The sequence below is a fragment of the Sphingomonas sp. CCH5-D11 genome (genome assembly GCF_001557395.1).
Taxonomy (GTDB): Bacteria; Pseudomonadota; Alphaproteobacteria; order Sphingomonadales; family Sphingomonadaceae; genus Sphingomonas.
Window position 1 is genome coordinate 13389 of sequence record NZ_LSKH01000025.1, and the last position, 23700, is coordinate 37088.

At 66.5% G+C, this 23700-nt stretch carries 25 protein-coding genes; 12 read left to right on the top strand and 13 right to left on the bottom strand.

All coding sequences use genetic code 11. The annotated features are described in order from the left end of the window. Nucleotides 1-45 precede the first annotated feature (45 nt). Both AX702_RS01635 and AX702_RS22335 read right to left on the bottom strand, forming a co-directional pair. Nucleotides 46-1641 (bottom strand): isocitrate lyase, encoded by a 1596-nt coding sequence (locus AX702_RS01635; protein ID WP_066775541.1) that lies wholly within the window; start codon nucleotides 1639-1641, stop codon nucleotides 46-48. A gap of 72 nt (nucleotides 1642-1713) precedes the next feature. Continuing rightward, nucleotides 1714-1869: a hypothetical protein gene (locus tag AX702_RS22335; protein ID WP_169715658.1), complete on the bottom strand. Its 156-nt coding sequence runs from the start codon at nucleotides 1867-1869 to the stop codon at nucleotides 1714-1716. 172 nt (nucleotides 1870-2041) lie between these two features. Between AX702_RS22335 and AX702_RS01640 the strand changes: the two genes are divergently transcribed. After that, the gene (locus AX702_RS01640; protein WP_066775543.1) at nucleotides 2042-3427 is read left to right on the top strand and encodes a helix-turn-helix domain-containing protein; all 1386 of its coding nucleotides are present in this window, start codon (nucleotides 2042-2044) and stop codon (nucleotides 3425-3427) included. Between the two features lie 9 nt (nucleotides 3428-3436). On the opposite strand, the gene AX702_RS01645 is transcribed toward AX702_RS01640, so the two are convergent. The 4 genes from AX702_RS01645 to AX702_RS01660 form a co-directional block, all read right to left on the bottom strand. Next, nucleotides 3437-4111 (bottom strand): L,D-transpeptidase family protein, encoded by a 675-nt coding sequence (locus tag AX702_RS01645; RefSeq protein WP_066775497.1) that lies wholly within the window; start codon nucleotides 4109-4111, stop codon nucleotides 3437-3439. Between the two features lie 134 nt (nucleotides 4112-4245). Further along, nucleotides 4246-5190, bottom strand: a complete 945-nt coding sequence (locus AX702_RS01650) for an aldo/keto reductase (protein ID WP_066775498.1) — start codon at nucleotides 5188-5190, stop codon at nucleotides 4246-4248. Further along, complete coding sequence (locus tag AX702_RS01655; protein WP_231731686.1) at nucleotides 5187-5336, bottom strand: hypothetical protein; 150 nt, start codon at nucleotides 5334-5336, stop codon at nucleotides 5187-5189. Before AX702_RS01655 ends, AX702_RS01650 begins: the two co-directional genes overlap by 4 nt. Before the next feature lie 38 nt (nucleotides 5337-5374). Next, complete coding sequence (locus AX702_RS01660; RefSeq protein ID WP_066775502.1) at nucleotides 5375-5692, bottom strand: hypothetical protein; 318 nt, start codon at nucleotides 5690-5692, stop codon at nucleotides 5375-5377. A gap of 159 nt (nucleotides 5693-5851) precedes the next feature. Here AX702_RS01660 and AX702_RS01665 point away from each other — a divergent pair, with 159 nt between their 5' ends. Together AX702_RS01665 and metF are read left to right on the top strand one after the other, a co-directional pair. Then, on the top strand, nucleotides 5852-6835 hold the full coding sequence (locus AX702_RS01665; protein ID WP_066775505.1) for an ArsR/SmtB family transcription factor: 984 nt from the start codon (nucleotides 5852-5854) through the stop codon (nucleotides 6833-6835). Continuing rightward, the gene (gene metF, locus AX702_RS01670; protein ID WP_066775507.1) at nucleotides 6832-7773 is read left to right on the top strand and encodes a methylenetetrahydrofolate reductase [NAD(P)H]; all 942 of its coding nucleotides are present in this window, start codon (nucleotides 6832-6834) and stop codon (nucleotides 7771-7773) included. Before AX702_RS01665 ends, metF begins: the two co-directional genes overlap by 4 nt. 64 nt (nucleotides 7774-7837) lie before the next feature. Here metF and AX702_RS01675 read toward each other — a convergent pair whose 3' ends face one another. Further along, nucleotides 7838-8833 (bottom strand): LLM class flavin-dependent oxidoreductase, encoded by a 996-nt coding sequence (locus tag AX702_RS01675; RefSeq protein ID WP_066775509.1) that lies wholly within the window; start codon nucleotides 8831-8833, stop codon nucleotides 7838-7840. Between the two features lie 180 nt (nucleotides 8834-9013). Between AX702_RS01675 and AX702_RS01680 the strand changes: the two genes are divergently transcribed. The 6 genes from AX702_RS01680 (at nucleotide 9014) to mobA (ending at nucleotide 12996) form a co-directional block, all read left to right on the top strand. Continuing rightward, complete coding sequence (locus AX702_RS01680) at nucleotides 9014-9679, top strand: pyrimidine 5'-nucleotidase (protein ID WP_093065485.1); 666 nt, start codon at nucleotides 9014-9016, stop codon at nucleotides 9677-9679. Continuing rightward, nucleotides 9676-10494, top strand: a complete 819-nt coding sequence (dapD, locus tag AX702_RS01685; protein WP_066775513.1) for a 2,3,4,5-tetrahydropyridine-2,6-dicarboxylate N-succinyltransferase — start codon at nucleotides 9676-9678, stop codon at nucleotides 10492-10494. Before AX702_RS01680 ends, dapD begins: the two co-directional genes overlap by 4 nt. A gap of 429 nt (nucleotides 10495-10923) precedes the next feature. After that, nucleotides 10924-11232, top strand: coding sequence for a glycine zipper 2TM domain-containing protein (locus AX702_RS01690; protein WP_066775515.1), 309 nt, complete (start codon nucleotides 10924-10926; stop codon nucleotides 11230-11232). Nucleotides 11233-11304: 72 nt separating this feature from the next. Then, entirely contained in the window at nucleotides 11305-11733 is a 429-nt protein-coding gene (locus AX702_RS01695; protein WP_066775517.1) for an OsmC family protein, read from the top strand. A 94-nt stretch (nucleotides 11734-11827) separates the two neighbouring features. Continuing rightward, the gene (locus AX702_RS01700; protein ID WP_066775519.1) at nucleotides 11828-12367 is read left to right on the top strand and encodes a glycine zipper 2TM domain-containing protein; all 540 of its coding nucleotides are present in this window, start codon (nucleotides 11828-11830) and stop codon (nucleotides 12365-12367) included. A gap of 86 nt (nucleotides 12368-12453) precedes the next feature. After that, nucleotides 12454-12996 (top strand): molybdenum cofactor guanylyltransferase, encoded by a 543-nt coding sequence (gene mobA, locus AX702_RS01705; RefSeq protein WP_066775521.1) that lies wholly within the window; start codon nucleotides 12454-12456, stop codon nucleotides 12994-12996. 1 nt (nucleotide 12997) lies between these two features. On the opposite strand, the gene AX702_RS01710 is transcribed toward mobA, so the two are convergent. From AX702_RS01710 to hflK, 6 genes are all read right to left on the bottom strand, one after another. Further along, nucleotides 12998-13678 (bottom strand): NnrU family protein, encoded by a 681-nt coding sequence (locus AX702_RS01710; protein WP_066775523.1) that lies wholly within the window; start codon nucleotides 13676-13678, stop codon nucleotides 12998-13000. Between the two features lie 98 nt (nucleotides 13679-13776). Then, nucleotides 13777-15336, bottom strand: a complete 1560-nt coding sequence (locus AX702_RS01715; RefSeq protein WP_231731687.1) for a peptide MFS transporter — start codon at nucleotides 15334-15336, stop codon at nucleotides 13777-13779. Between the two features lie 185 nt (nucleotides 15337-15521). Further along, entirely contained in the window at nucleotides 15522-17099 is a 1578-nt protein-coding gene (locus AX702_RS01720) for a helicase HerA-like domain-containing protein (RefSeq protein WP_066775527.1), read from the bottom strand. Nucleotides 17100-17235: 136 nt separating this feature from the next. Beyond that, nucleotides 17236-18771 carry a Do family serine endopeptidase gene (locus tag AX702_RS01725; protein ID WP_066775545.1) on the bottom strand — a complete coding sequence of 512 codons (1536 nt, stop codon included), beginning with the start codon at nucleotides 18769-18771 and terminating at the stop codon, nucleotides 17236-17238. Between the two features lie 113 nt (nucleotides 18772-18884). Continuing rightward, nucleotides 18885-19757: a protease modulator HflC gene (gene hflC / locus AX702_RS01730; protein ID WP_066775529.1), complete on the bottom strand. Its 873-nt coding sequence runs from the start codon at nucleotides 19755-19757 to the stop codon at nucleotides 18885-18887. Next, the gene (hflK, locus tag AX702_RS01735) at nucleotides 19754-20848 is read right to left on the bottom strand and encodes a protease modulator HflK (protein WP_066775531.1); all 1095 of its coding nucleotides are present in this window, start codon (nucleotides 20846-20848) and stop codon (nucleotides 19754-19756) included. The genes hflC and hflK overlap by 4 nt, the downstream gene beginning before the upstream one ends. A gap of 74 nt (nucleotides 20849-20922) precedes the next feature. Between hflK and AX702_RS01740 the strand changes: the two genes are divergently transcribed. The 3 genes from AX702_RS01740 to AX702_RS01750 all read left to right on the top strand — a co-directional run. After that, nucleotides 20923-21873 carry an Mrp/NBP35 family ATP-binding protein gene (locus tag AX702_RS01740; protein WP_066775533.1) on the top strand — a complete coding sequence of 317 codons (951 nt, stop codon included), beginning with the start codon at nucleotides 20923-20925 and terminating at the stop codon, nucleotides 21871-21873. 114 nt (nucleotides 21874-21987) lie between these two features. Continuing rightward, nucleotides 21988-22419, top strand: coding sequence for a CoA-binding protein (locus tag AX702_RS01745; RefSeq protein WP_066775535.1), 432 nt, complete (start codon nucleotides 21988-21990; stop codon nucleotides 22417-22419). A 230-nt stretch (nucleotides 22420-22649) separates the two neighbouring features. Next, nucleotides 22650-23700, top strand: a 1051-nt coding sequence (locus AX702_RS01750) for an MATE family efflux transporter (RefSeq protein WP_066775537.1), incomplete at its 3' end; no start/stop codon positions are given.

The following is a 23700-nucleotide window of genomic DNA, read 5'->3' on the forward strand; positions in this document are numbered from 1 at the left end:
CCGGCAGGATCCGGGTGTGCCGTAGCGATCGCTACGGCACCCGCTTCACGCCGCGAACTGGTTCATCGTGTTGTGGACGCCGCCGGCCTTCAGCGCGGCCTCCCCGGCGAAATATTCCTTGTGGTCGTCGCCGATGTCCGAACCCGACATATTCTGGTGCTTCACGCAGGCGATGCCTTCACGGATCTCCTTGCGCTGCACGCCCTTGACGTAGCCGAGCATGCCCGCCTCGCCGAAATACTCCTTGGCGAGATTGTCGGTCGACAGCGCCGCGGTGTGATAGGTCGGCAGCGTGATCAGGTGGTGGAAAATGCCAGCCCGCGCCGCCGCATCCCTCTGGAAGGTGCGGATCTTCTCGTCCGCCTCCGCTGCGAGGTCGGTATCGTCATAGTCGACGCTCATCAGCTTTGCCCGGTCATAGGCGGAGACATCCTTGCCCGCCGCGGCCCAGGCATCGAACACCTGCTGGCGGAAGTTTAGCGTCCAGTTGAAGCTGGGGCTGTTGTTATACACCAGCTTCGCGTTCGGGATCACCTCGCGGATGCGATCGACCATGCCGGCGATCTGCTCGATATGCGGCTTCTCGGTCTCGATCCACAGCAGGTCCGCGCCGTTCTGGAGCGAGGTGATGCAATCGAGCACGCAGCGATCCGCGCCGGTCCCTTCGCGGAACTGGAACAGGTTCGACGGCAGCCGCTTCGGGCGCATCAGCTTGCCGTCGCGCTCGATCACCACGTCGCCGCGCAGCGATGAAAGGTCGGCCACCTCCTCGCAATCGAGGAAGGCGTTATACTGGTCACCGATGTCGCCCTTCTCCTTGGAGAAGGCGATCTGCTTGGTGAGGCCGGCACCGAGCGAGTCGGTGCGGGTCACGATGATGCCGTCGTCGACGCCCAGCTCCAGGAAGGCGTAGCGGCAGGCGCGGACCTTCGCGAGGAAGTCCTCGTGCGGCACCGTCACCTTGCCGTCCTGGTGGCCGCATTGCTTTTCGTCGGACACCTGGTTCTCGATCTGCAGCGCGCAGGCGCCCGCTTCGATCATCTTTTTCGCGAGCAGATACGTCGCTTCGGCATTTCCGAAGCCCGCGTCGATGTCGGCGATGACCGGCACGACATGGGTCTCGTAATTGTCGATCGCCTGCATCAGCCGCTGCGCCTCGATCTCGTTGCCGCTTTCGCGCGCCTTGTCGAGATCGCGGAACATCATGCCCAGCTCGCGCGCGTCAGCCTGCTTCAGGAAAGTGTAGAGTTCCTCGATCAGCGCGGGAACGCTGGTCTTTTCGTGCATCGACTGGTCGGGCAGTGGGCCGAACTCGCTGCGCAGCGCCGCGACCATCCAGCCGGAGAGGTACAGATACCGTCCCTTGGTGCTGCCGAAATGCTTCTTGATGGAGATGAGCTTCTGCTGGCCGATGAAGCCGTGCCAGCAGCCTAGGGACTGGGTATATTCGGCCGGGTTCGCATCATAAGCGGCCATGTCGCGGCGCATGATGGCCGCGGTGTAGCGCGCGATGTCGAGCCCGGTGCGGAACCGGTTCTGCAGCCGCATGCGCGCCACCGACTCCGGATCGATCCCGTCCCACGTGCCCTTGTAGCTCGCGACGAGCTGGCCGATTGCGCTGGTCTGTTCCTGGTAGGTCATCATTCTTCCTGTCGCGAATGGGGGCACGCGGGATCAGTCCCGCAGCAAGGGGTGGATCAGGCGGGTGACCGGTCAGCCAAGGCGGCCGAGGCGGTGGTACAGGTTCGAGAATTTCGCCGAGCGGGGGTCATCGGCGATCTTCTTGATATACTCGCCGATCGCCTCCTTCATGAGGCCGAAGTCCTCGGTCGAGAAAACGGCGCGGCTGCGCTGCGGGGTAGCGTCCATGGTCGTTCTCCTGTGTGAATGCTTACAACTGCGATCATATGAACAACATGGACCGGTGATTCTCAACGAACACGCAGCAGCAATCCGTGTCAGCGGGTCGCTCACCACCGATCGCAAGTTTGTCTTTCTGTAAAGAATTGACATGCTGCTTGCGGGCCGTCACGGTCCGGCAATGGCAGAGCGCAAATTGATGGCGGGGCATGTCGTGCGGCGGTTGCGCCGGCAGCAGGCGCTGAGCCAGGCCGCCATGGCCGAGATGCTGGCGATCAGCCCTAGTTACCTGAACCTGGTCGAGCGCAATCAGCGCCCCGTGTCGGCGACCCTGCTGGTGAAGCTGGCGGAGACCTTCGACTTCGATCCGCGCGCGCTGACCGCGGCGGAGCCGGGCGGCGGGCGCGATGCAATGCGGCGGCGGCTGGCCGACCCGATGTTCGCCGATCTGGAGATCGACCGCAACGAGCTGGAGGAATGGCTGGCCGCTGCGCCCGGTGGGGCCGAGGCGTTCGCGCGCGCCTTCGACCGCGCGGGGCAGGGCGGCGCCACCGCTGCGCCGTCCGACGATCCGGTAGCGCTTGTCCGGCGCGAGATCGGGCGCTGGCGCAACCACTTTCCCGATCTCGACGCCGCGGCGGAGGCGCTGGCGGACGAGCTGCGGCTTGGCGCCGGCGATCTCTACGGCGCCATTTCCGAACGGCTGCGGGTGAAGCACAGCCTCGCGATCCGCATCCTTCCCGTCGATGTGATGCCCGATGTGCTGCGCCGGCTAGACCTTCACGCCCGCCAGCTTCAGCTGTCGGAACTGCTCGATCCCGCCAGCCGCACCTTCGCCGCCGCCTTCCAGCTGGCCTTGATCGAGGCGCGGGCGGAGATCGATGCGCTGGTGACCGGCGCCGGCTTCGGCCAGATCGCGGCGGACCGCCTGTTCCGGCGCCATCTCGCCAGCTATTTCGCCGCCGCCGTGACCATGCCCTATGCGCGCTTCCTGCGCGCCTGCGAGGCGACCGGCTATGATATCGAGCTGCTCCAGCGCCGCTTTGGAGCGGGGTTCGAACATGTCGCGCACCGGCTGACGACGCTTCAGCGGGTCGGCGCGCGCGGCTTGCCCTTTTTCATGATCCGGGTCGATCGCGCGGGCCAGTCGTCAAAGCGCTATGCGGGCGCGAGCGGCGCCGCGCTGGTCGAGGCGGAAGGGCGCTGCCCGCTGTGGCACCTCCACCACGCCTTCGACCGACCCGGGCACCTTGCGGTCCAGCTGGTCGAGCTGGAGGATGGCGAACGCTGGCTGACCATGGCGCGCACCGTCACGCCGCAGGGGCAGCGATACGGGCTGGTCTCGGCCGAATTCGCGATCGGGATCGGGGTGGCGGCGGAACATGCCGGAACGCTGGCGGCGGCGCGCGGCTTCGACCTTGCCGGCGCGGCGATGCCCATCGGGCTCGGCTGCCGCCAGTGCTTTCGTCCATCATGCCCGCAGCGCGCCGCTGCCCCGGCAGGTCGAGCCTTGACGATCAATGAGCGGGAACGCCGGATCACCGCGCTGACCTTCGCCGGTGATTGAATTGCGGGGCTAGGCGGCGGCCTTCACCGCCTGGCCAAGCTCAAGCGTCTCGCCGCGGGTGATGATCACCTTGTCGCCAAGCTTCACCGTCTCGAACAGCTTCTTGGCGAACGGCAGCGGCACGCCGATGCAGCCATGGGTCATATAGCCGTCCGCCACATTGCTGGCGTGAACCGCGACGCCGTCATTGGTCAGGCGCAGCATGTACGGCATCGGCGCATCATAGATGTTGGAGACGTGATCCTTGTCCTTTTGCGTGATCGGATAGACGCCGAGCGGGGTCGGCTTCGCATCCGCGCCGAACAGGATCGCCGCCGCGCCAATTTCATGCCCATCGCGAAAAACGCTGAGCACCTGCGCGGCGAGATCAACGGTGATGACGATCGTACCGGTCGCAGGCGCGGCGCTCTCGTCCCAATGATGGTCGCCCATCTTCAGCGGGCCGTCGATCGGCAGGATCGACTTGATCGTATAAGCGTCAGGATCGGCTTCTGGCCCCGCGACGGAGGCCGGCGCCGCGGCGACGGCCGCCTGTGCCACGGCCGGCGCGTCCTCCGACTTCGCATCATTGGCCCGCGCCTGTGCCGCTGGCGCGGGCTGCTGAGGCGCTCGGATCATGAAAAAGACCGATGCGCCGATGGCGACCACCAGCACGGCGAGCAGAAGGCGAAGGCGGGACGACATGATCCTGCCTTAGGCCCCGATGGTTGCGCTGGACTGATGCGACACGGTTAACGTGCGTAGCAGGCCCGTGCCGCCGATGCCATTGCACCCGCCGGCAACCTGTGCGCCGACCTCCCGGACCTCATGCTGCAACGTCAGGCACCCGCCATTGTCAGCCGGTCGAGCTGTTCGCGCGAGAGCTCCAGTGTCATTGCCGGCAGCAGTTCCTCGATCTGCGCCACGCTGGTCGCGCTGGCGATCGGCGCGGTTACGCCGTCCTGCGCGATCAGCCAGGCCAGCGAAATCTGCGCCAGCGTTGCGCCCGTCTCTCCCGCAACGGCGTCCAGCGCGTGCAGCACCTTGCCGCCCTTGCCGTCGAGCAATTCAGACATACGGCCGCCGCGCACGCTTTTGGACAGATCCTCGCGCGAGCGATATTTGCCGGTGAGGAAGCCGGAGGCGAGCCCGTAATATGGCGTCACCCCGACATTCTGCTCCACGCAATAATCCTGCAGCTCGCCTTCGAATTTGTGGCGGCTGACCAGATTATATTCGGGCTGGAGCGCGTCATAGCGGGGCAGGCCGGCCGCACGCGCCTTCTCATTGGCGGATTTCAGCCGCGCCGCGTGGAAATTGGAGGCACCCAGCACGCGGACCTTGCCGGCATCGACCAGCCGGGCGAACGCTTCGAGCGCAGCTTCCTGCGGCGTCGCCTCATCATCCTGATGCGCGAAATACAGGTCGATCCGGTCGGTGCCGAGGCGCTTCAGCGATGCCTCGCATGCCGCGGCGATGCGGGCGGGCGCCAGCTTCTCGCCGCCCTCACCGGGCAACATGCCGACCTTGGTGGCGATCAGAACCTGGTCGCGTTTGCCCGACGCCTTCAGCCACTCGCCGATCACGGCTTCGGACTCGCCGCCCTGATGGCCCGGTGCCCAGGCGGAATAGACATCGGCGGTGTCGATCATCGTGCCGCCGCCGGCAACAAAGGCGTCGAGCACGGCGAAGCTCGCCTGCCGATCCGCCGTCCAGCCAAAGACGTTGCCGCCAAGCACCAATGGCGCGATTTCCAAGTCGGACGATCCCAGGCGCTGCTTCACTTCACGGCTCCGTCGTCCATATTGTCCAGCGTGACGCTGTTGGCCTCGAGCATGGCCGCCGCTTCGTTCAGCTGTTGCTCTTCGTCCGCCGTGGGCGCGCCCGGCGCCGCCGGCTCGCCCGAACAGGCGGCAAGCAGCAATGCCAAGGGGAACGCGCATCGCGCTCCCCTTCCGGCAAGGATCATCAGTTCTTCAGCTCGTTGCCAGCATCGGTCAGTGCCTCGCCGCTGGCGTCAGCGGCGCGATCGGCCGAGTTGGAGATGGCGCTGCCGGCCCGCTCCGCGCCACGCTCGGCGCTCTCACCGGCGTTATCCAGCGCGGCTTCGGCCGAGCCGAGCGCCTGATCGGTTGCCGCATCCACATCGTCCACCGCTTCGTCGGTGGTGGCGCTCACGTCCGAACCGACGGCATTGGCCGCTTCGGCCGTCTCGTTCTGCGCATTCGGGCTGCACGCGCCCAGGGCAACGGCGGCGGCAAGGCCGGCGATGGCAAAATATTTCATCAACTCTCTCCCTCTTGATTACGCGATGCCGCAAGCGGCGTCAGCGCCTCCAACGTCGCGCAGGCGTTTTGGGTCCGCAACGATTTCCGCCGATCCGCTTCCCGTGCCAGCATGTCTCTTTGTTTGACGAGATATAAAGATATCTTTATATCTGTTCGCGTGACCCAGGCGTTGGAAACCTTTCGTGCTTTGGCGGACTCTTCGCGGCTCCGCATCCTTCGCTTGCTGCGGTCGATGGAATTGTCGGTCGGCGAGTTGGCGCTGGTGCTCGGGCAAAGTCAGCCGCGTGTCAGCCGGCACGTGAAGATCCTGTGCGATGCCGGCCTGACGGAGCGTCGCAAGGAAGGCAGCTGGGTCTTCGTGGCGCTGGGTGCGCGCCGTCTGGTCGATCCGGTGCTGGCGGCGATCGACGCGCTGGATGGCGAGTTCGCCGATGCGGAGGGGGCAACCGACGCCGCCCGGCTTGCTGCCGTCCGTGCGGACCGCGCCTCGTCGGCGTCGCAATGGTTCGAGGCGCATGCCAGCGAATGGGATGCGATCCGCTCGCTTCACGTTGCGGAAAGCGAGGTGGAAATTGCCATGCAGCGGCTGCTGGGCGACGCGCCGCTCGGCCGGCTGGTTGATATCGGGACTGGCACGGGGCGGATGATCGAGCTGTTCGCGCCGCGCGCCAGCACGGCGCTAGGTATCGATCGCAGCTCGGAAATGCTGCGCATCGCGCGGGCCAAGATCGGCGAGCGCGGCCTTGCCAATGCGGAGCTGCGCCAGGCGGATCTGTATTCGCTGCCGCTGCCGGATGCTGGCGCCGACGTGGCGATTGTTCACCATGTGCTCCATTATGCGCAGCAGCCCGGCGCGGCGATCGTTGAGGCCGCCCGCGCGCTGGCCCCTGGCGGGCGGCTGTTGATCGCGGACTTCGCGCCGCATGACCGAGAGGAGCTGCGCGCCCAGGATGCGCACACCCGGCTCGGTTTCTCGGATGCGCAGATCGAAGGCTGGTTCGACACTGCGGGCCTCACGGTCGAGCAGACGGAGACGCTGGAGGGCGGCGAACTGACCGTAAAGATCTGGCTTGGGCGCAAGCCGGCACCCGGCGGCATGAAACAGCCGCGTGCCACAATTCACGAGGTAGAGGCGGCATGACCCTTTCGATCAATCAGCTGGAAGAAGCGCGCCACGCGCTTGAAGCGCCGCTGTTCGCCGATGTGGCGGGCGATATCGACGTCAGCTTCGAATTCTTCCCTCCCAAGTCGGCAGCGATGGAAGCGACCTTGTGGGATTCGATCGCGACGCTGTCGCCGCTCGGCCCTCGCTTCGTGTCGGTCACCTATGGCGCGGGCGGTTCCACGCGCGAGCGCACCCATGCCACCGTGGCGCGGATCGCCCGCGAAACCGCCGTGCCGGCCGCCGCGCACCTCACCTGTGTCGAGGCAACGCGCGACGAAATCAATGCGGTGGCGGACGAATATTGGTCCGCCGGCGTCCGTCACATCGTTGCCCTGCGCGGCGATCCGCCGCGCGCGGGGGAGCGCTATGCGGCGCATCCGGGTGGCTATGAAAACGCCGCCGCGCTGGTCGAGGGGCTGCGCCGGCTTCACCCGTTTGAGATCTCGGTCGCCTGCTATCCCGAATGCCATCCCGATTCGTCGGACGCTGCGGCCGATCTCGACAATCTGAAGCGCAAGATCGACGCCGGGGCGACCCGCGCGATCAGTCAGTTCTTCTTCTCGCCGGACGTGTTCTTCCGCTACCGCGATGCCGTCGCTGCGGCCGGGATGGACGTGGAGATCGTGCCCGGCATCATGCCGGTCAGCAATTTCGCGGCGGTTCAGCGCATGTCGGCGATGTGCGGGACGGAGGTTCCGGCGTGGATGGGGCGGCTGTTCGCCGGCCTCGACGATCTGCCCGCCGCGCGTCAGCTCGTTTCGGCGACGCTCGCGGCGGAGCTTTGCCGCAAGCTGTATGCCGGCGGGGCGAAGCAGTTCCACTTCTATACCCTGAACCGCGCCGAGCTGAGCTTCGCGATCTGCCATCTGCTCGGCGTGCGGGCGAAGCCGGATGCGGTGCGCGCGGCGGCCTGAACGAACAACCGGCCCGGATCACGCCGGACCGCGCTGGGTTGCGTGATCCGGTCGCCGGCGGCGGTTACGCCGCCTCGGGCACCCGCATCGCCTCGGCCGCGATGGCGATGCTGCGCTTGCGCGCCTCGTGATCGTAGATGCTGCTTGTCAGCATCACCTCGTCCACCCCGGTGCGCTTTACAAAAGCGGCGATCCCCGCTGCCACATCGTCCCGGTCGCCGATCGCACTGCATGACAGGACCGAATCCAGGATGCGCGCGTGCATCGGCGGCAGCGATTCGCGATAGCCGGGAACGGGCGGCTTCATCTTGCCCGGATTGCCGGTGCGCAGCGCCACGAACTGCTGCTGCTGCGAACTGGCGAGCAACTCGGCCTCCGCCCGCGTGTCGGCCGCGAAGACGTTGAACCCCGCCATCGCATAGGGCCGATCGAGCTGCGCCGAGGGGCGGAAATCGCGGCGGTAGATGTCCATCGCCTGATCGAGCGCATCCGGCGCGAAGTGCGAGGCAAAGGCATAGGGCAGGCCGAGCATCGCGGCGAGCTGCGCCCCGAATAGCGAGGAACCGAGGATCCACAGGTCCGGCTTCGCCCCAGCGCCCGGTGTCGCGACGATGCCGGTCCGCCCGTCATTGGCGAAATAGCTCTGCAGCTCCACCACATCGTTCGGGAAAGCGTTGGGATCGCTGTCCAGCGTGCGGCGGATCGCGCGCGCCACGCGCTGGTCGCTGCCCGGCGCACGGCCCAGGCCGAGATCGATCCGTCCGGGAAACAGCGCGTCCAGCGTGCCGAACTGTTCCGCAATCTGCAGCGGCGCATGGTTGGGCAGCATGATCCCGCCCGCGCCCACGCGAATGGTACGCGTCGCCGCCGCGACATGCGCGATGACGACGGCGGTCGCGGCGGAGGCGATCCCCTCCATGCCGTGATGTTCGGCAACCCAGTAACGGTTGAAGCCATGCGCCTCGGCATGGCGGGCCAGGTCGGCCGCATTGGCGAGCGCGCCGGCGACGGTGCCGCCTTCGACGACGGGGACGAGATCGAGCAGCGAATATCCGGTCATGCCAGGGATGTGGGCCGGCCGGTTGCGCTTCGCAACCAGCCCGCGCTTCGCTCCGCCCAAGCTCTGCTATGCCGGGCAGTGCCGCTTCTTGGGCCGCCAATCTCCTCTTCGCACGGGCAAGGGAGGATTGGCTTGCCGAACCTCGCCCCGCTTCGTAACCAGCGCGGCATGACGCCAGGTATCCCCCCGGATCTCGCCCATGTCCGCGCCTGGATCTTCGATCTCGACAATACGCTATATCCGTCCAGCGCCGATCTCTTCGCACGCATCGACGTGAAGATGACGGACTATATCGCCCGGCTGCTCGGAGTGGACCGGGTCGAGGCGCGGCGTATCCAGAAGGCCTATTTCCTTGGGCACGGCACCACGCTCGCCGGGCTGATGGCGGAGCATCACGTGGATCCGCACGACTTTCTCGCCTTCGTGCACGATATCGAGATGGACGTGCTGGAGGAGAATGTTCCGCTCGCCGCCGCCGTTGCCAAGCTGCCCGGCCGCAAGGTCGTCTTCACCAATGGCGATGCCCCTTATGCGACGCGGGTGCTGGAACGGCTGGGCCTGGGCGAATCGTTCGAGGCGATCCACGACATCCACGCCATGGATCTGGCCCCCAAGCCCGCGCCCTCCGCTTATGCGGGCCTGTGCGCGGCGCTGTCGATCGATCCGGCGACCGCGCTGTTCGCCGATGATATGGCGCGCAATCTTGCGCCGGCAAAGGCGATCGGCATGACCACCGTCTGGGTCGACAATGGCTCCGAACAGGCCGCCGATCCCGACCGCAGCTTCATCGACTATACCACGCCCGATCTGACGGCGTGGCTTGAAGGAATATTGGAATCGGCATGAGCGACCTCGAAGCAATCATCGACGCGGCGTGGGAAGACCGCGCGCAGATCGGCCTCACCACGGCGGGCGAGGTGCGGATCGCGGTGGATCGCGCGCTCGCGCTGCTCGATTCCGGTGCGGCGCGCGTCGCGGAGCCGGATGGCAATGGTGGCTGGCGCGTGAATCAGTGGCTGAAAAAGGCCGTGCTGCTGTCCTTCCGCCTGAACGACAATGCCCTGATCGATAATGGCCCGGGCGCGGGCCATTGGTTCGACAAGGTACCGTCGAAGTTTTCCGGCTGGAGCGAGGCCGAGTTCCGCGCCGCCGGTTTCCGCGCCGTTCCCGGCAGCGTGGCGCGCCGCGGCGCCTTCATCGGCAAGGGCGCGATCCTGATGCCGAGCTTCGTCAACATCGGCGCCTATGTTGGCGAGGGCACGATGGTCGACACCTGGGCGACCGTCGGATCGTGCGCGCAGATCGGCAAGAACGTGCACCTGTCGGGCGGCGTCGGCATTGGCGGCGTGCTTGAACCGCTCCAGGCCGATCCCGTGATCATCGGCGACGGCGCCTTCATCGGCGCGCGTTCCGAAGTGGCCGAGGGCGTGCGCGTGGGCGAGGGCGCCGTGCTGTCGATGGGCGTGTATCTGGGCGCCTCCACCAAGATCATCGATCGTGCCACGGGCGAGACGTTCATCGGCGAGGTGCCGCCTTATGCCGTGGTCGTGCCCGGCTCGACCGGCGGCGGCAACCTCGGGCTATATTGCGCGGTGATCGTGAAGCGCGTCGACGAGCGCACCCGATCCAAGACCAGCATCAACGAACTCTTGCGCGACTGAACGGCGAATGCGGGGGGAGGCGCAAGCGGCGCCTTTCACCCGCTGCCACAGTCCCGGATTTGACCAACCTGGCCTCTACCCCGGCGAAGGCCGGGGTCCGGTTAGCAAAGTGGCAGTGATTGCCGCATCGCCCGCCAGTTCGCCTCGCAACTGACTCCAGTCGATCCCGCGAGCCCCGCTTAACCCTGGGCTCGTCGACAGGCGCGCCTCGCCAACCCCGGCGCGAACGGAGGCATTGGCCCATACCCGTCAAAACCGCTCGGGTCGGACCGAACTTTCAACTTCCAATCGGCAGGCCCAAGCCCCGCATCCCCGCTGTCCCGAGATGAACGCGACGTTGTGTCAGGTTCATGCAACCTGCGTCAGTAGCGCACGTTACGGTCGCGTACCTGTTTCATGACGTCCGTATTCTTTTTGAGGGAGTGTAAAATGCGTAAGTTGATGCTGGCGCTCGGCGCCTCCGCGATGGTTCTGCCGAGCCTTGTAGTCACCACCACCGATGCGGATGCGCAGCGCCGCTACAAGTATCGCGAGTGGAAGGGCAATGACGGCCGCTGGCGTTGCCGCAAGCCCGATGGCACCACCGGCCTGATCGTCGGCGGCGTTGCCGGCGCGCTGCTCGGCCGCACCATCGACACCCGCGGCGACCGTACGCTCGGCACGCTCGGCGGCGCCGCGGTGGGCGCCTTGGCCGGCCGCGAAGTGGAGCGCGGCACGAGCGAACGTCGCTGCCGCTAATCACGGTTCAATTAAGCTGATGTCGGGGCGCGATCGTGATGGTCGCGCCCCGCACGCGTGAGGAGAAGATCAATGCCGACACGCAATGGTTCCGCCCGGTACGAAGGTCTGGGAAAAGATGGCAAGGGCTGGGTGTCGACCCAGTCGGGTGCACTCAGCGAACAGCCATATGGCTTCGCCACCCGGTTCGAAAACGAACCCGGCACCAATCCCGAAGAGCTGATCGCCGCCGCACACGCCAGCTGCTTCACCATGGCGCTCAGCTTCGCGCTTGCGGGCGCCGGACACCATGACGGCTCACTGGAAACCAGTGCCAAGGTAACGGTGGAAAAAGATGGTGAAGGTTTCACCATCACCAAATCGGCATTGGATCTCCACGCCAAAGTTCCGAGGATCTCGCAGGACGACTTTGACCGGATTGCCGCGGAAGCCAAAAAGAACTGTCCTGTTTCCAAGCTCTTGAATGCTGAAATTACTCTTTCGACCACGCTGGACGCGTGACTTTCGGTAAGATGAACGAGACGTAGTTTTTCGTTCACGCAACTTACCACGCTGATCGAAGGTTGTTGCGGCATAGTCAGTGAGGAGTTGTTCCATGCGTATCATTCTTGCCGCCGCACTGGCCGCGACGACTGTCACCGCCCTTCCGGTGCAGGCGCAGGCCAACCGGGAATATCGCGAGGACATCCGCGATGCCCGCCGCGATTACCGCGATGATATGCGGCGCGCAGACTCGCGGCGCGACGTGCGCGACGCGCAGCGGGATTATCGCCGTGATGTGCGGGACGCCCGCCAGGACTGGCGCCGCGATCGCCAACAGTGGCGCAGCTTCGATTACAACCGCCTTCCCCCGGGTCAGCGCCGTTATTACGCCGACAATTTCTACCGCGACGGCCGCTATTATCAGCAGCGTCGCCTGAGCCGGAACGACCGGATCTATCGCGGCTATAACGGACGTTATTACTGCCGCCGCTCGGATGGCACCACGGGCCTGATCATTGGCGGCATCGGTGGTGGTGTGCTCGGCAGCCTGCTGGCCAATGGCGGTTCGAACACGCTGGGTGCGCTGATCGGTGCGGGTGCCGGCGCTCTGCTGGGTAACTCGATCGATCGCGGCCAGGTGGTCTGCCGCTAACCCTTTCTGCCGGATGTAACGGCGCGTACCTTGGGCCCGGTGAGCAATCGCCGGGCCCTTTGGCATGTGGCGTTCGGAGCGGGAATATGCAGGTGACGAAGGCGCAGGGCATTGTCGGCGCGATCCTGGCGGGTGGGGCTGCCAGCCGCTTCGGCTCGGACAAGGCGATGGCGTTGCTTCAGGGCGTGCCGCTGATCGATCATGTCGCCACCGCTTTGGCGCCACAGGCCGACACGCTGGTGGTGGTGGGCCGTCCGCACGGCGCGCTGGTCAGCGTGCCCGACCATCCCGCGCCTGGCTTCGGACCACTCGGCGCGATTGCGGGCGCACTGCGCTGGGCACGGGCGAACGGCTATGCGGCGGTGCTGAGTGCGCCCTGCGACGCGCCGGTGCTGCCGCCCGATCTCGTGCCATTGCTGGGCGGGGAGGGCGCGGCCTATGTCGCCGCGCTTCCCGTGCTCGGCTGGTGGCCCGTAACGCTGGCGGATCATCTCGCCACCTGGCTGGCGACGGATCAGCCCCGCGCCGTCCGCCGCTGGGCGTCAGCGGTGAACGCACGCGCGGTGACACTGCCGACGGTGCCGCCGAACGTGAACACCGCGGCGGATCTCGCGGCGCTCGACCGCTAGCTCAGGCGATCCAGCGCCAGATGCCCGCCGGCCATCCCGCGAGCGGAATATGCGCCCAGCTCGCCGCGAGCCATACGACCGTCCCGCCGGCCAGCGCATGCATGCCGATCTTGCCCATCCGCGCGCGACCGCCGGCAATGGCGGCAAACGGCCAATAGCTCGTCCGCCGCTCCCACTCGCGCCAGAAGTCGGGCTGCAGCCGCTCCTTTTTCCGGTCCTGCAGATGCGCGCCGACCAGCGCGAGCACGATGATCGCCAGCGCCAGCACGATGTTCGACGGGTCGGGAAAAACGAGGATGTGGACCACGCCCCACAGGGCAAATCCCCACATCATCGGATGGCGGGTGATCGCGAATACGCCGCGCGCCTCGGGCACGCTGCCCGCCGCGGCTTGCGGCAGGGCCGGGTTGCGGATCAGCGATCCCATGAACAGGATGGCGCCCGCCAGCATCAGCAGGGTGCCGATCGCCCACAGAACGTCGCCGACCGGCCAGAGCGGCACAGCGGGCGGCGCGGCGCGATAGGCCAGCGCCAGCCAGCCGAGCGTCACTGCGGCAACCAGGCTGTAGATGCCCAGAAAGCCCCTCTCGCCGACGGCATCCACGATCGGTCGTCGCAGCGGGTGCGACAGGATGAAATGGGTGCCTACGAACGCCAGTGCTGCCGCCACGACATTACCCATCGGTGCCTCTCTCGCCGGTTGATCCTAGGCCTTGATCTCCTCGCCGCCACTCCGGTGTGTTCCGGAGCGGCGGGTTTGTGCGTGGTGGCGGAACGCGCTCAGTGCCGCGTCTCCCCGCGGGTATCCAGCCCGGCCGCCTCCGGCTGGGCGAGTTCCGCCTCGCCCGCCATGGCATGATCCACGTCATCGCGCAGCGTGTCGAGGTGCATCCAGCGGCGCACCAGCGGGCTGAGCGCGAGGACGGCCGCCGCGATGCCGATCGTCCACCAGCCGATGGTGGAATAAACCGCCAGGGTCGCCTCCTTGGTCATCTCGCCGCTTTCGCCGCCGGTCGCTTCGCCGATCTTGCCGGCCACGAAATTGCCGACTGCGGTCATGTAGAACCAGGCGCCCATGATCAGACTGGCGAGGTGCTTGGGTGCCAGTCGGTTCATCGCGCTGAGGCCGACGGGCGAGAGGCAAAGCTCACCGGTGGTCTGCAGGAAGTAGATGGCGAACACGAAGAACACCGGCGTCGCGACTTCCAGGCCGACGCTCTGCGCGCCCCAGACGAAGACAAGGAAGGACAGGCCGACCTGAACCAGCGCAAGGCCGAATTTGGCCGGCGCCGACGGCTCGAGGCCGCGTTTGCCCAGGAAAACCCACAAACCGGCGAAGATCGGGCCGAGCAGCACGATGTAGATCGGGTTGATCGACTGGAACAGCGACGCCGGCACGCCGCCACGATCGACATAGCGGTCGGTATACAGGTTGAGGCTGCCGCCAGCCTGTTCGAACAGACCCCAGAAGACCGGGTTCAGCGCGATCAGGAACAGCACCGCGAACATCCGGTCGCGCGCATGCGGCTCCAGCTTGAAGCTCTCGAACAGCACGTAGCCGAGCATGGCGATGCCGGAAATGATCAGCAGCGTCTGGATAACATCCTGATATTGCACCAGGGCCCAGATAACCGCGACCGAAGCGAGGCCGACGCCATAGAGCGACCATTCGGTTCGCGCTGCCAACGGCCGGGGCGCCTCGCCCTTGCCCAGCAGCAGCGGCTTGCCCAGGATGAACACGATAAGGCCCGCCAGCATGCCGACGCCCGCCGCGCCGAAGCCATAGGCCCAGCCATAGGTCTCGCCCAGCCAGCCGGCCATGATCGTGCCGATCGCCGCGCCGGTGTTAATGCCGATGTAGAAGATCGTGTACGCACCGTCCCGGCGCGTGTCGGTCAGCGGATAGAGCTGGCCCACGATCACCGAGATGTTGGCCTTCAGGAAGCCGGTGCCCACGATGATGAAGGCCAGCGCCAGCCAGAAGATGTTGATCGCCGCCGAACCCTGGCCGCCATCGCCTTCCACCGCCATCAGCAGGTGCCCCAGCGTCAGCATCACGGCACCGAACGTCACCGCCTTGCGCTGCCCCAGGAATCGATCGGCCAGATAGCCGCCCAGCACCGGGGTGATATAGACCAGGCTGGTGTAGGCACCGTAGATCAGGTTGGACTTGCCGTCATCGAACAGCCAGTGCTTGGTCAGGTAAAAGATCAGCAGTGCCCGCATGCCGTAATAGGAGAAGCGCTCCCACATTTCGGCAAAGAACAGGACGTACAGCCCCTTGGGATGACCCAGAAATTCCGGGCCCTTCTTGACGACGCCGGCGACACCGCCGGCCAACAGGATCGCAAGGAAGCCGAATGCGATCAACGGGATGATGGGCAAGAATACGCTCCCCGATGGTACGATGCCGGGGGAAACGGGGCCCCCCTAAAGGAATCAACCTAGCGCGCAAATCGGCAAGACCAAAGCAGTTGTTGCGATTGCAACGACCGCGCTGGCGATCCCAAGCCGCTACTCTTGCCTTATCGGGCGCGAAACAACCCGCCCAGCACGCCGCGCACGATCGAGCCCATCAATCCGCCGCTCGCCCTCTTGCGGCCGGAGCCGAATACCTGTCTGCCCAGCTCGTTGGCCACCTGGCGCCCGATCGAGGAGCCGGCCGCGCGGGTGGCGGAGGCGATGGCCTGATTCCACGGGGAGGCGCGCTGCTCGCGCTCGGCAGCGCGGGCCGCACTGGCGTCCGCCTTGTCACGCCCGTCCGCTGCCTTGCCCGCCTCTGCCTCCTCGCGCTCCTGCACGGCTTGCGCAGCGCGCGCGGCGAGCAGTTCTTCGGCGGATTCGCGATCCACCGCCTGATCATATCGGTCGCCGACCGCGTCCGTGCTCAGCAGGATGCTGCGCTCCTCTGCCGTTATCGGTCCCACGCGACTGGCCGGCGGACGGATCAGGCAGCGTGTAACAGGGGAGGGCGCGCCGTCCGGCTGCAACAAGGACACCAGCGCCTCGCCGATCTTCAGCTCGGTGATGGCAGCCGCCACGTCAATCCCGGGGCTGGCGCGAAAGGTGGTGGCCGCGCTGCGCACCGCCGCCTGATCGCGCGGCGTGAAGGCGTTCAACTTGTGCTGGATGCGGTTGTTGAGCTGCCCCGCCACTGTATCGGGAATGTCGATCGGGTTCTGTGTGATGAAGTAGACGCCAACTCCCTTGGATCGGATCAGCCGCACCACCTGCTCGATCTTGTCGACCAGCGCCGGCGGGGCGTCGTCGAACAGCAGGTGCGCTTCGTCGAAGAAGAAACACAGCTTCGGGCGATCGGGATCGCCGATTTCGGGCAGGGTTTCGAACAATTCCGACAGCAGCCACAGCAGGAAGGTGGCGTAGAGCTTCGGCGCGGCCATCAGCCGGTCCGCGGCCAGAATGTTCACCACCCCGCGCCCGCTGTCGTCGGTGCGCAGGAAATCGGCAAGGTCGAGTGCCGGCTCGCCGAAGAAACGCTCGCCGCCCTGGCTGCGCAGCTGCAGCAGCGCACGCTGGATGGCGCCGACCGACTGCTTCGATACATTGCCGTAGGTGCTGGTGAGTTCGCGTGTCCGCTCCGCGCAATGCGCCAGCATCGCCTGCAGGTCATCAAGATCGAGCAGCAGCAGGCCGTCTTCGTCCGCGACATGGAAGGCAATGGTCAGCACGCCTTCCTGCACCTCGTTCAGCCCCAGCAACCGGGCGAGCATCAGCGGGCCCATTTCCGATATGGTGGTGCGGATCGGGTGGCCCTTTTCGCCATACAGGTCCCAGAATTGCACCGGCGCCTCGACGTAATGCCAATCTGAAAGGCCGATGGCGCTCGCGCGCTCGGCAAAGGCCGTGTGCGCCTTGGCGAGCGGCGATCCCGGCATGGCAAGCCCGGCGAGGTCGCCCTTCACATCGGCGACGAAGCAGGGGACGCCTGCGGCGGACAGGTTTTCGATGATGCCCTGCACGGTCACGGTCTTGCCGGTGCCGGTTGCGCCCGCGATCAGGCCGTGCCGATTGGCTAGGCGAAGGTTCAGCTGCTGCGGATTGGCGCCGTTCTCGCCTGCGCCGATGAAGATCGTGTCGCCCATGTCGCCCTCCCGCCCCTGATCTTTTCTATGATCTCGCGCCCGCCCATGTCGAGCCGTTCGCCGCCTGCTGACCGGCAAAGAAAAGGGGCCCCGCACCGTGGTGCGAGGCCCCCATATCCGTTCGCTGCTATCGCGCTTACTTGAGCTTGACGGCGATGAACACGGCCGGGTTGCGACCGCGGACCACCGACAGCAACACCTGCGGGCGGCCGGCGGCCTTGGCCTGCTGCACCCCGCGGGCGACATCGGCCGGGGTGCGCGCCGGCACCGAGTTGACCGATACGATCACGTCGCCGCGGCGCAGCTTCTGGCCGGCGTCGCTGGTCGCATCCACCGCACTGATCACGACACCCTGCACGGTGGAGTCGACGCCCACCTGACGCGCGATCGCCGGGGTCAGCGGCTGCACCGTCACGCCGATGCCATTGGCATCGCCGGCCGCCGGTGTTTCCGATTCATCATTCTCGGAGAAGCTGTCGTCATTGCCGAGCTGCTGGGCGAGTTGCTCCTCGGCCGGGCGAACCGCCGTGGTGACCGTCACGCTGGTGGGGCGGCCATCGCGGATCACGTCCAGCTTCGCCTGCTCGCCCGGCGGCACATTGGCGACCAGGTACGACAGCGTCGTATCGGGCGTCACCTGCGTACCATTCACGCGCGTCACCACGTCGCCTGCGCGCAGGCCAGCCTTGGCGGCTGGGCCACCCGGCTCGGCGCGGGCGATGATCTCGCCCGAATCCTTCGGGAGGTTCAGCGCCGCCGCGATATCGTCCGTCAGGCGCTGGATGCTGACGCCGATATAGCCGCGCTGTACCGCCTTGCCCTTCATCAGCGTATCAATGATCGGCTTGGCGTCCTCCGCCGGAATGGCGAAGCCGATGCCGATGTTGCCGCCGGACTGGGAGAAGATCTGGCTGTTGATGCCGATCACTTCGCCGTTCAGGTTGAACATAGGCCCGCCCGAATTGCCCTGGTTGATCGAGGCGTCGGTCTGGATGAAGCGGTCATTGGCGCCGCCCTGGCCGGTCACGCGGTGAACGGCGGAAACGATTCCCGCCGTCACCGTGCCGCCTAGGCCGAACGGATTGCCGATCGCCACCACCCAGTCGCCGACGCGCGCACGCGCCGAGTCGCCGAACTTCACGTACGGCAGCGGGCTCTTGGCATCGATCTTCAGCAGCGCGAGGTCGGATGCGGCGTCGCGCCCGATCAGCTTGGCGACATATTCCTTGCGGTCAGGAAGGGTGACCCGGATCGCCTCCACCGTGGCGCGGCTGTTGCCCGGCGCGACCACGTGATTGTTGGTGACGACATAGCCGTCCGGCGAAATGATGAAACCCGACCCCAGCGATTGCGCCTCGCGGGTGACCGGCGCGCCATTCTGGCCGCGACCACCACCAAACTGACCGAAGAATTCGGCGAAGGGCGTGCCGGAGAACGGGTTTGCCGGCTGCGCCACCGTCACGCGCTGGTCGGTGGAAATGTTCACCACAGCCGGCTGCAGCTTCGCCACCATGTCGGCGAAGCTCATCGGCGCGCCGGCGCGCGGCGCAGTGGCCTGGATCGAGCCCGGCTCGTTCTGCGCGCTTTGCGCGGTTGCCGGATTTTGCAGCGCAAGCGAGGCGGCCGTGCCGCCAAGGAGTAGGGCACCAGTGAGGGCGTAGGCGTAACGCACGATCGTCATGTTCCTCTCGTTTGGCCGGATCCGGCCTAACCGTTGGATAATGCCGCCCGGTCGATGAACGGCGTTTGAATATTCAATGAACCAGGCGCGTCCTCGTTGCCGACCTAACGGCCGTTGAATTCCTTCAGATAGGCATTGTCGCGGCTCATGATAATGCTGGTCGACCCTTCCGGACGCGGCCCGCCGTCGGCGCCGAACGTGTGCCGGTAGGACTGCATCGCGCGGTAGAAGTCATAAAAGCCCGCATCCTTGCTGAACGCCTCGGCATAGATACGCGCGGCGGTCGCATCGGCTTCGGCGCGAACGATCTGCGCCTGCTTCTGGCCTTGGGCGCGGATCGTGTTCGCCTCCTGCTGGCGCGCGGTGCGCATCCGCTGCAGCGCGCTGTCGAGCGGGCTGCCGTCGGGCAGGTCCGCATGCTTGATGCGCACGTCCACGATCGTGGCGCCATATTGGCGGGCGTCACGCTGCAGCGACGCCTGGATCGCATCCATCACCTTGCCGCGTTCCGGGCTCAGCAGCACCGCAAACGGCACCTTGCCAAGCTCGTTGCGCAGTGCCGTGCCGAGCAGCGGGCGAAGCTGATCCGCGACACGCTCCTCGGTGTTGGAGGTGCTGCCGGTGGAGGTCACGGCGCGCAGCGGATCGACGATACGAAAGCGCGCAAAGGCATCCACGTTAAGCCGCAGCTGGTCGGTGGAAAGCACCAAAGTATTGTCGAGATCGGCGTCCAGCACACGCTTGTCGACCCACACGATCTTGTCGATGAACGGGATGCGCGCGATCAGGCCGGCGCCCGTGCGGCCGATCACCTGGCCGGGCTGATATTGGTTCACCGGCTGGCCCACCGGATTGTTGAGCCGCAGCACGACGGCCTGCTTGGTCTCCGGCACGATCGCGAAGGTCATGGCGGCGAGGATCGCGGCGGCCAGCACCAGAAAGGCGATGGCGACCGGGTTACGGGTCACGCCGCTCATCGTGCGCCTCCCTGCGGCTGGGCAACGTCAACCTGCGGTTCCTGCAGCTTGCGCGCGCGATCCAGCGGCAGCAGCGGGGCGACGCCCGGCGTTTCCACGATGGTCTTGTCGGTCTTGGCCAGCACGGCCTCCATGGTCTCGTAATACATGCGGCGGCGCGTCACTTCGGGCGCAAGACGATATTGTTCGTACACCTTGTCGAACGACGCGGCCTCGCCCTGCGCCCGCGCGATCACCTGCTGCGAATAGCTGCGCGCGTTGTTGAGATTGGCTACCGCCTCCTGCTGCGCCGCGGTCACCGCGTTGAAATCGTCGATCAGGCTGGCCGGTGCCGCCGCCTGGCGGATCGAGACGCCCTGCACGCGCACGCCGGCGTTATAATCGTTCAGGATCTGCTGCATCATCTGCGCGACCCGCGCCTCGATGTCGGTCCGGCCGGCGCCGATCGCCTGGTTCAGCGTGGTTGTCGCCAGCACGGCGCGCATCGCGCTTTCGGCCGTGGCGCGCACGGTTTCCACCGGATCCTTGATCTCGAAGACGAAGTCGCGCGGATTATCCACCCGCCAGCGCACGGTATAGGCCAGGTCGATGATGTTCTGGTCGCCCGTCAGCACGTTTTCGCTGCCGTCGCGGGGGAATTCATCCACGCGCACCGCTTCCACGTCCACCTTCTGCACCGCCACCAGCGGGGCCGGCAGCGTCAGGCGGAAGCCCGGCTCCAGCATGCCGGAATAGCGGCCCAGAAACGTCACCACGCCGCGCTGCTGCGGCCCGATCTGGTGGAGCGACGTGAAGATCACCCACACGGCCACCACCAGCGCCAGGCCGATCAGCCACAGGTTGCGCGGATTGGTGCCGAGCGGCAGCTGCGGGCCGCCGCTGCCACCGCCGGATCCGCCGCCGCGCGCCTTTTTCAGGAACTCGTCCAAGGCGGTCGGCTTGGCCGCGCCCTTTCGACCGCTGGGCGGCACCGCCCAGGGATTGCGCGGCGCACCGCCATTGTCGTCGCCACCGCCGCCGCCCCAGGGTCCGTTGGAGGAGTCGTTCATCAGGATCGAAGGTCGGCGCAGCCACTGTGGCAGGATGGTCATGTCAGTCTTTATAGGTGTCCTGTCTGCGAAAAACAGTGCCCACTCGGCCGCGAAGGGCGTAACGGCCCGTGGTCATGGATCAGAATGACGTGAAACAGGCGGTAGCCGCCGTTGCCGGCGCGCGCGCCACGGTGCGGGTCGAGGGTGAGCGGGTCGGCGTGGTGCTGGACGCCACGGGGCTGGACGCAAAGGCGCGGGATGCGCTGGAGGCGGCCGTCCGCATGGCGGCGGGCCCGGCCGCGCGGGTGGTGGTAACGGCGGAGCGCGCCAGCCGAAAGCTCATCGCGGTCGCCAGCGGCAAGGGCGGTGTCGGCAAGTCCACGCTCGCGGCGAACCTCGCGATTGCGCTTCGCCAGCATGGTCGCCGGGTCGGGCTGGTCGATGCGGACATTTACGGTCCCTCGCAGCCGCGCCTGATGGCGGCGGAAGGGCAGCGGCCGGAGGCGAAGGACAAGGTGCTGTTGCCGGTGTCGACGCCTTATGGGGTGCCGATGCTGTCGATGGGCCAGCTGATCGAGCCGGGAAAGGCGATCGCCTGGCGCGGGCCGATGGCCGCCGGTGCGCTGGGGCAATTGGTGGAGGCCGATTGGGGCGCTGCCGACACGTTGGTGCTGGATCTGCCGCCGGGCACGGGGGACGTGCAGTTGACGATGATCCAGAAATATCGCCCCGCCGGCGCGGTCATCGTCTCCACCCCGCAGGATCTGGCGCTGATCGATGCGACGCGCGCGATCGACCTCTTCAACAAGGCCGGCGTGCCGATCATCGGTCTGGTCGAAAACATGGCCGGCTATGTCTGCCCGCATTGCGGCGAGGCGTCCGACCCGTTCGGTCAGGGCGGCGCGGAGGCGGCGGCGCGCGATCTGGGCGTGCCGTTTCTGGGTCGTGTGCCGCTGACCATCGGCATCCGCACCGCTTCCGATGCCGGGCGTCCGCCGGCTGCCGAGGCGGACGACGCGATCTTCCGCCCACTTGCTGGGCGGGTTGCCGACTGGCTTGAAACCGGCGGAGGCGGCGCGCGTTAGCAACGGACCGGTCGTGCCGTATGCATCAGGGCTGCGGCACGAGCGGACCCCGGCGAACGGCTCCTTTGCACGGGATGCCGTGAACGGGTCCACCCACGTGTCGAAAGGCCCATCATGCCCCTGACCGCCGATGCCGACATCAAGGCGCTGCTAGAGGAAACGCGCACCATCGCGCTGGTCGGAGCTTCGGACCGTCCCGATCGCCCGAGCTATGGCGTGATGCGCGAATTGCAGGCGCACGGCTATCGCGTGATCCCGGTCAACCCACAGATCACCGGGGAGCATGTTCACGGCGAATATGTCTTTCGCGAGCTTTCCCAGATCGGCGAGCCGATCGACATGGTCGATATCTTCCGCCGGTCGGAAGCGGCGGGCGATGCGGTGGATGAGGCGATCGCCGCCGGCGCGAAATCCGTCTGGATGCAATTGGGCGTCATCAACCAGCAGGCGGCCGCGCGTGCGGAAGCGGCGGGGCTGAAGGTCGTCATGGACCGGTGCCCTGCGATCGACATCCCGCGCCTGGGCGTGGCCCGGATCGAGAGCTAGGCGCCGGTCGACCGGTTCGTGCCGCTTCCGCTCGGCTGCACAAGGGAGATGCTGGCGCACGCACCGTCCGTCGGCGCCATGTCGCCCACTTTCTCCCTCTGGTTCCGGTCGCCGCGCCAGCAAACAGCCGGGTTGTCACACGTGAATTCACCTTGTCGCCCGGTTGGACGTGCCGCATGCAGGGGTGAGAACCGGCAACAAGCCGGCGCAAGAGCTTAGGAGGGGGCGACATGGACGAACCGATCACCCAGGTTCATGGCCGTGCCGGGCAGCGCGATCTGACCAAAGGTCCGATCGGCTCGGCGCTGCTGATGTTCGCGCTTCCCACTCTGGCATCCAATGTTCTGCAGTCGCTGAACGGCTCGATCAACACGATCTGGGTCGGCCGCTTCCTGGGCGAAGGCGCGCTGGCCGCCACGTCCAACGCCAATATCATCATGTTCCTGATGTTCGGCGCCGTGTTCGGCTTCGGGATGGCGGCGACCATCATCGTCGGCCAGAGCTGGGGTCGGCGCGATGTGGAGGCGGCGCGACGTGCCTTCGGCTCCGCCATCGGGCTGGTGCTCGCCGGTTCGGTGATCGTGGGCACGCTGGGCTGGATCTTCGCGCCCGAAATCCTCGTCGTCCTCGCCACTCCGCCGGACGCGTTCGAACCGGCGCTGGATTATCTGCGCGTCATCTTTCTCGCGCTGCCGCCGTCCATGCTGCTCGTGCTCATGTTCATGGGTCTGCGGGGCACCGGCGATTCCGTCACGCCCTTGTGGTTCATGGGGCTCGCCGTTCTGGTCGATGCGGTGATGAACCCGTTGCTCATCGCCGGCATCGGGCCGTTCCCCCGCATGGGCATCGCCGGCTCCGCTACGGCTACCCTGATCGCCAATATCGTCGCGCTCGGCGCGCTGGTGGCGTGGATCGCGTGGCGCGATCTGCCGCTGCGGTTGAAGGGCGCGGAGATCCGCTACATCCTTCCCGAGCGCGAACTGGTCCGTACGATCGTCGGCAAGGGCGTGCCGATCGGCGCGCAAATGCTGGTTCTTTCGGTGTCAGCGCTGGCAATGGTCGGCCTCGTCAATCGCAGCGGCATCGATACCGTCGCGGCCTATGGGATCGTGCAGCAGCTCTGGGGCTATGTTCAGATGCCCGCCATGGCGATCGGCGCTGCCGTGTCGGCGATGGCGGCGCAGAATATCGGTGCCGGCCGCTGGGATCGCGTCGCGCGGATCACGCGCGCCGGCCTCATCTACAATATCCTTATCACCGGCGCGACGGTGGCGCTGGTGC

What these genes read in the sequence shown, in the direction of transcription:
- AX702_RS01635 (WP_066775541.1), bottom strand. Translation starts at nt 1,641, where the DNA reads ATGACCTACCAGGAACAGACCAGCGCAATCGGCCAGCTCGTCGCGAGC.
- AX702_RS22335 (WP_169715658.1), bottom strand. Translation starts at nt 1,869, where the DNA reads ATGGACGCTACCCCGCAGCGCAGCCGCGCCGTTTTCTCGACCGAGGAC.
- AX702_RS01640 (WP_066775543.1), top strand. Translation starts at nt 2,042, where the DNA reads ATGGCAGAGCGCAAATTGATGGCGGGGCATGTCGTGCGGCGGTTGCGC.
- AX702_RS01645 (WP_066775497.1), bottom strand. Translation starts at nt 4,111, where the DNA reads ATGTCGTCCCGCCTTCGCCTTCTGCTCGCCGTGCTGGTGGTCGCCATC.
- AX702_RS01660 (WP_066775502.1), bottom strand. Translation starts at nt 5,692, where the DNA reads ATGAAATATTTTGCCATCGCCGGCCTTGCCGCCGCCGTTGCCCTGGGC.
- metF (WP_066775507.1), top strand. Translation starts at nt 6,832, where the DNA reads ATGACCCTTTCGATCAATCAGCTGGAAGAAGCGCGCCACGCGCTTGAA.
- AX702_RS01675 (WP_066775509.1), bottom strand. Translation starts at nt 8,833, where the DNA reads ATGACCGGATATTCGCTGCTCGATCTCGTCCCCGTCGTCGAAGGCGGC.
- dapD (WP_066775513.1), top strand. Translation starts at nt 9,676, where the DNA reads ATGAGCGACCTCGAAGCAATCATCGACGCGGCGTGGGAAGACCGCGCG.
- AX702_RS01690 (WP_066775515.1), top strand. Translation starts at nt 10,924, where the DNA reads ATGCGTAAGTTGATGCTGGCGCTCGGCGCCTCCGCGATGGTTCTGCCG.
- AX702_RS01695 (WP_066775517.1), top strand. Translation starts at nt 11,305, where the DNA reads ATGCCGACACGCAATGGTTCCGCCCGGTACGAAGGTCTGGGAAAAGAT.
- AX702_RS01700 (WP_066775519.1), top strand. Translation starts at nt 11,828, where the DNA reads ATGCGTATCATTCTTGCCGCCGCACTGGCCGCGACGACTGTCACCGCC.
- mobA (WP_066775521.1), top strand. Translation starts at nt 12,454, where the DNA reads ATGCAGGTGACGAAGGCGCAGGGCATTGTCGGCGCGATCCTGGCGGGT.
- AX702_RS01710 (WP_066775523.1), bottom strand. Translation starts at nt 13,678, where the DNA reads ATGGGTAATGTCGTGGCGGCAGCACTGGCGTTCGTAGGCACCCATTTC.
- AX702_RS01720 (WP_066775527.1), bottom strand. Translation starts at nt 17,099, where the DNA reads ATGGGCGACACGATCTTCATCGGCGCAGGCGAGAACGGCGCCAATCCG.
- hflC (WP_066775529.1), bottom strand. Translation starts at nt 19,757, where the DNA reads ATGAGCGGCGTGACCCGTAACCCGGTCGCCATCGCCTTTCTGGTGCTG.
- hflK (WP_066775531.1), bottom strand. Translation starts at nt 20,848, where the DNA reads ATGACCATCCTGCCACAGTGGCTGCGCCGACCTTCGATCCTGATGAAC.
- AX702_RS01740 (WP_066775533.1), top strand. Translation starts at nt 20,923, where the DNA reads ATGGATCAGAATGACGTGAAACAGGCGGTAGCCGCCGTTGCCGGCGCG.
- AX702_RS01745 (WP_066775535.1), top strand. Translation starts at nt 21,988, where the DNA reads ATGCCCCTGACCGCCGATGCCGACATCAAGGCGCTGCTAGAGGAAACG.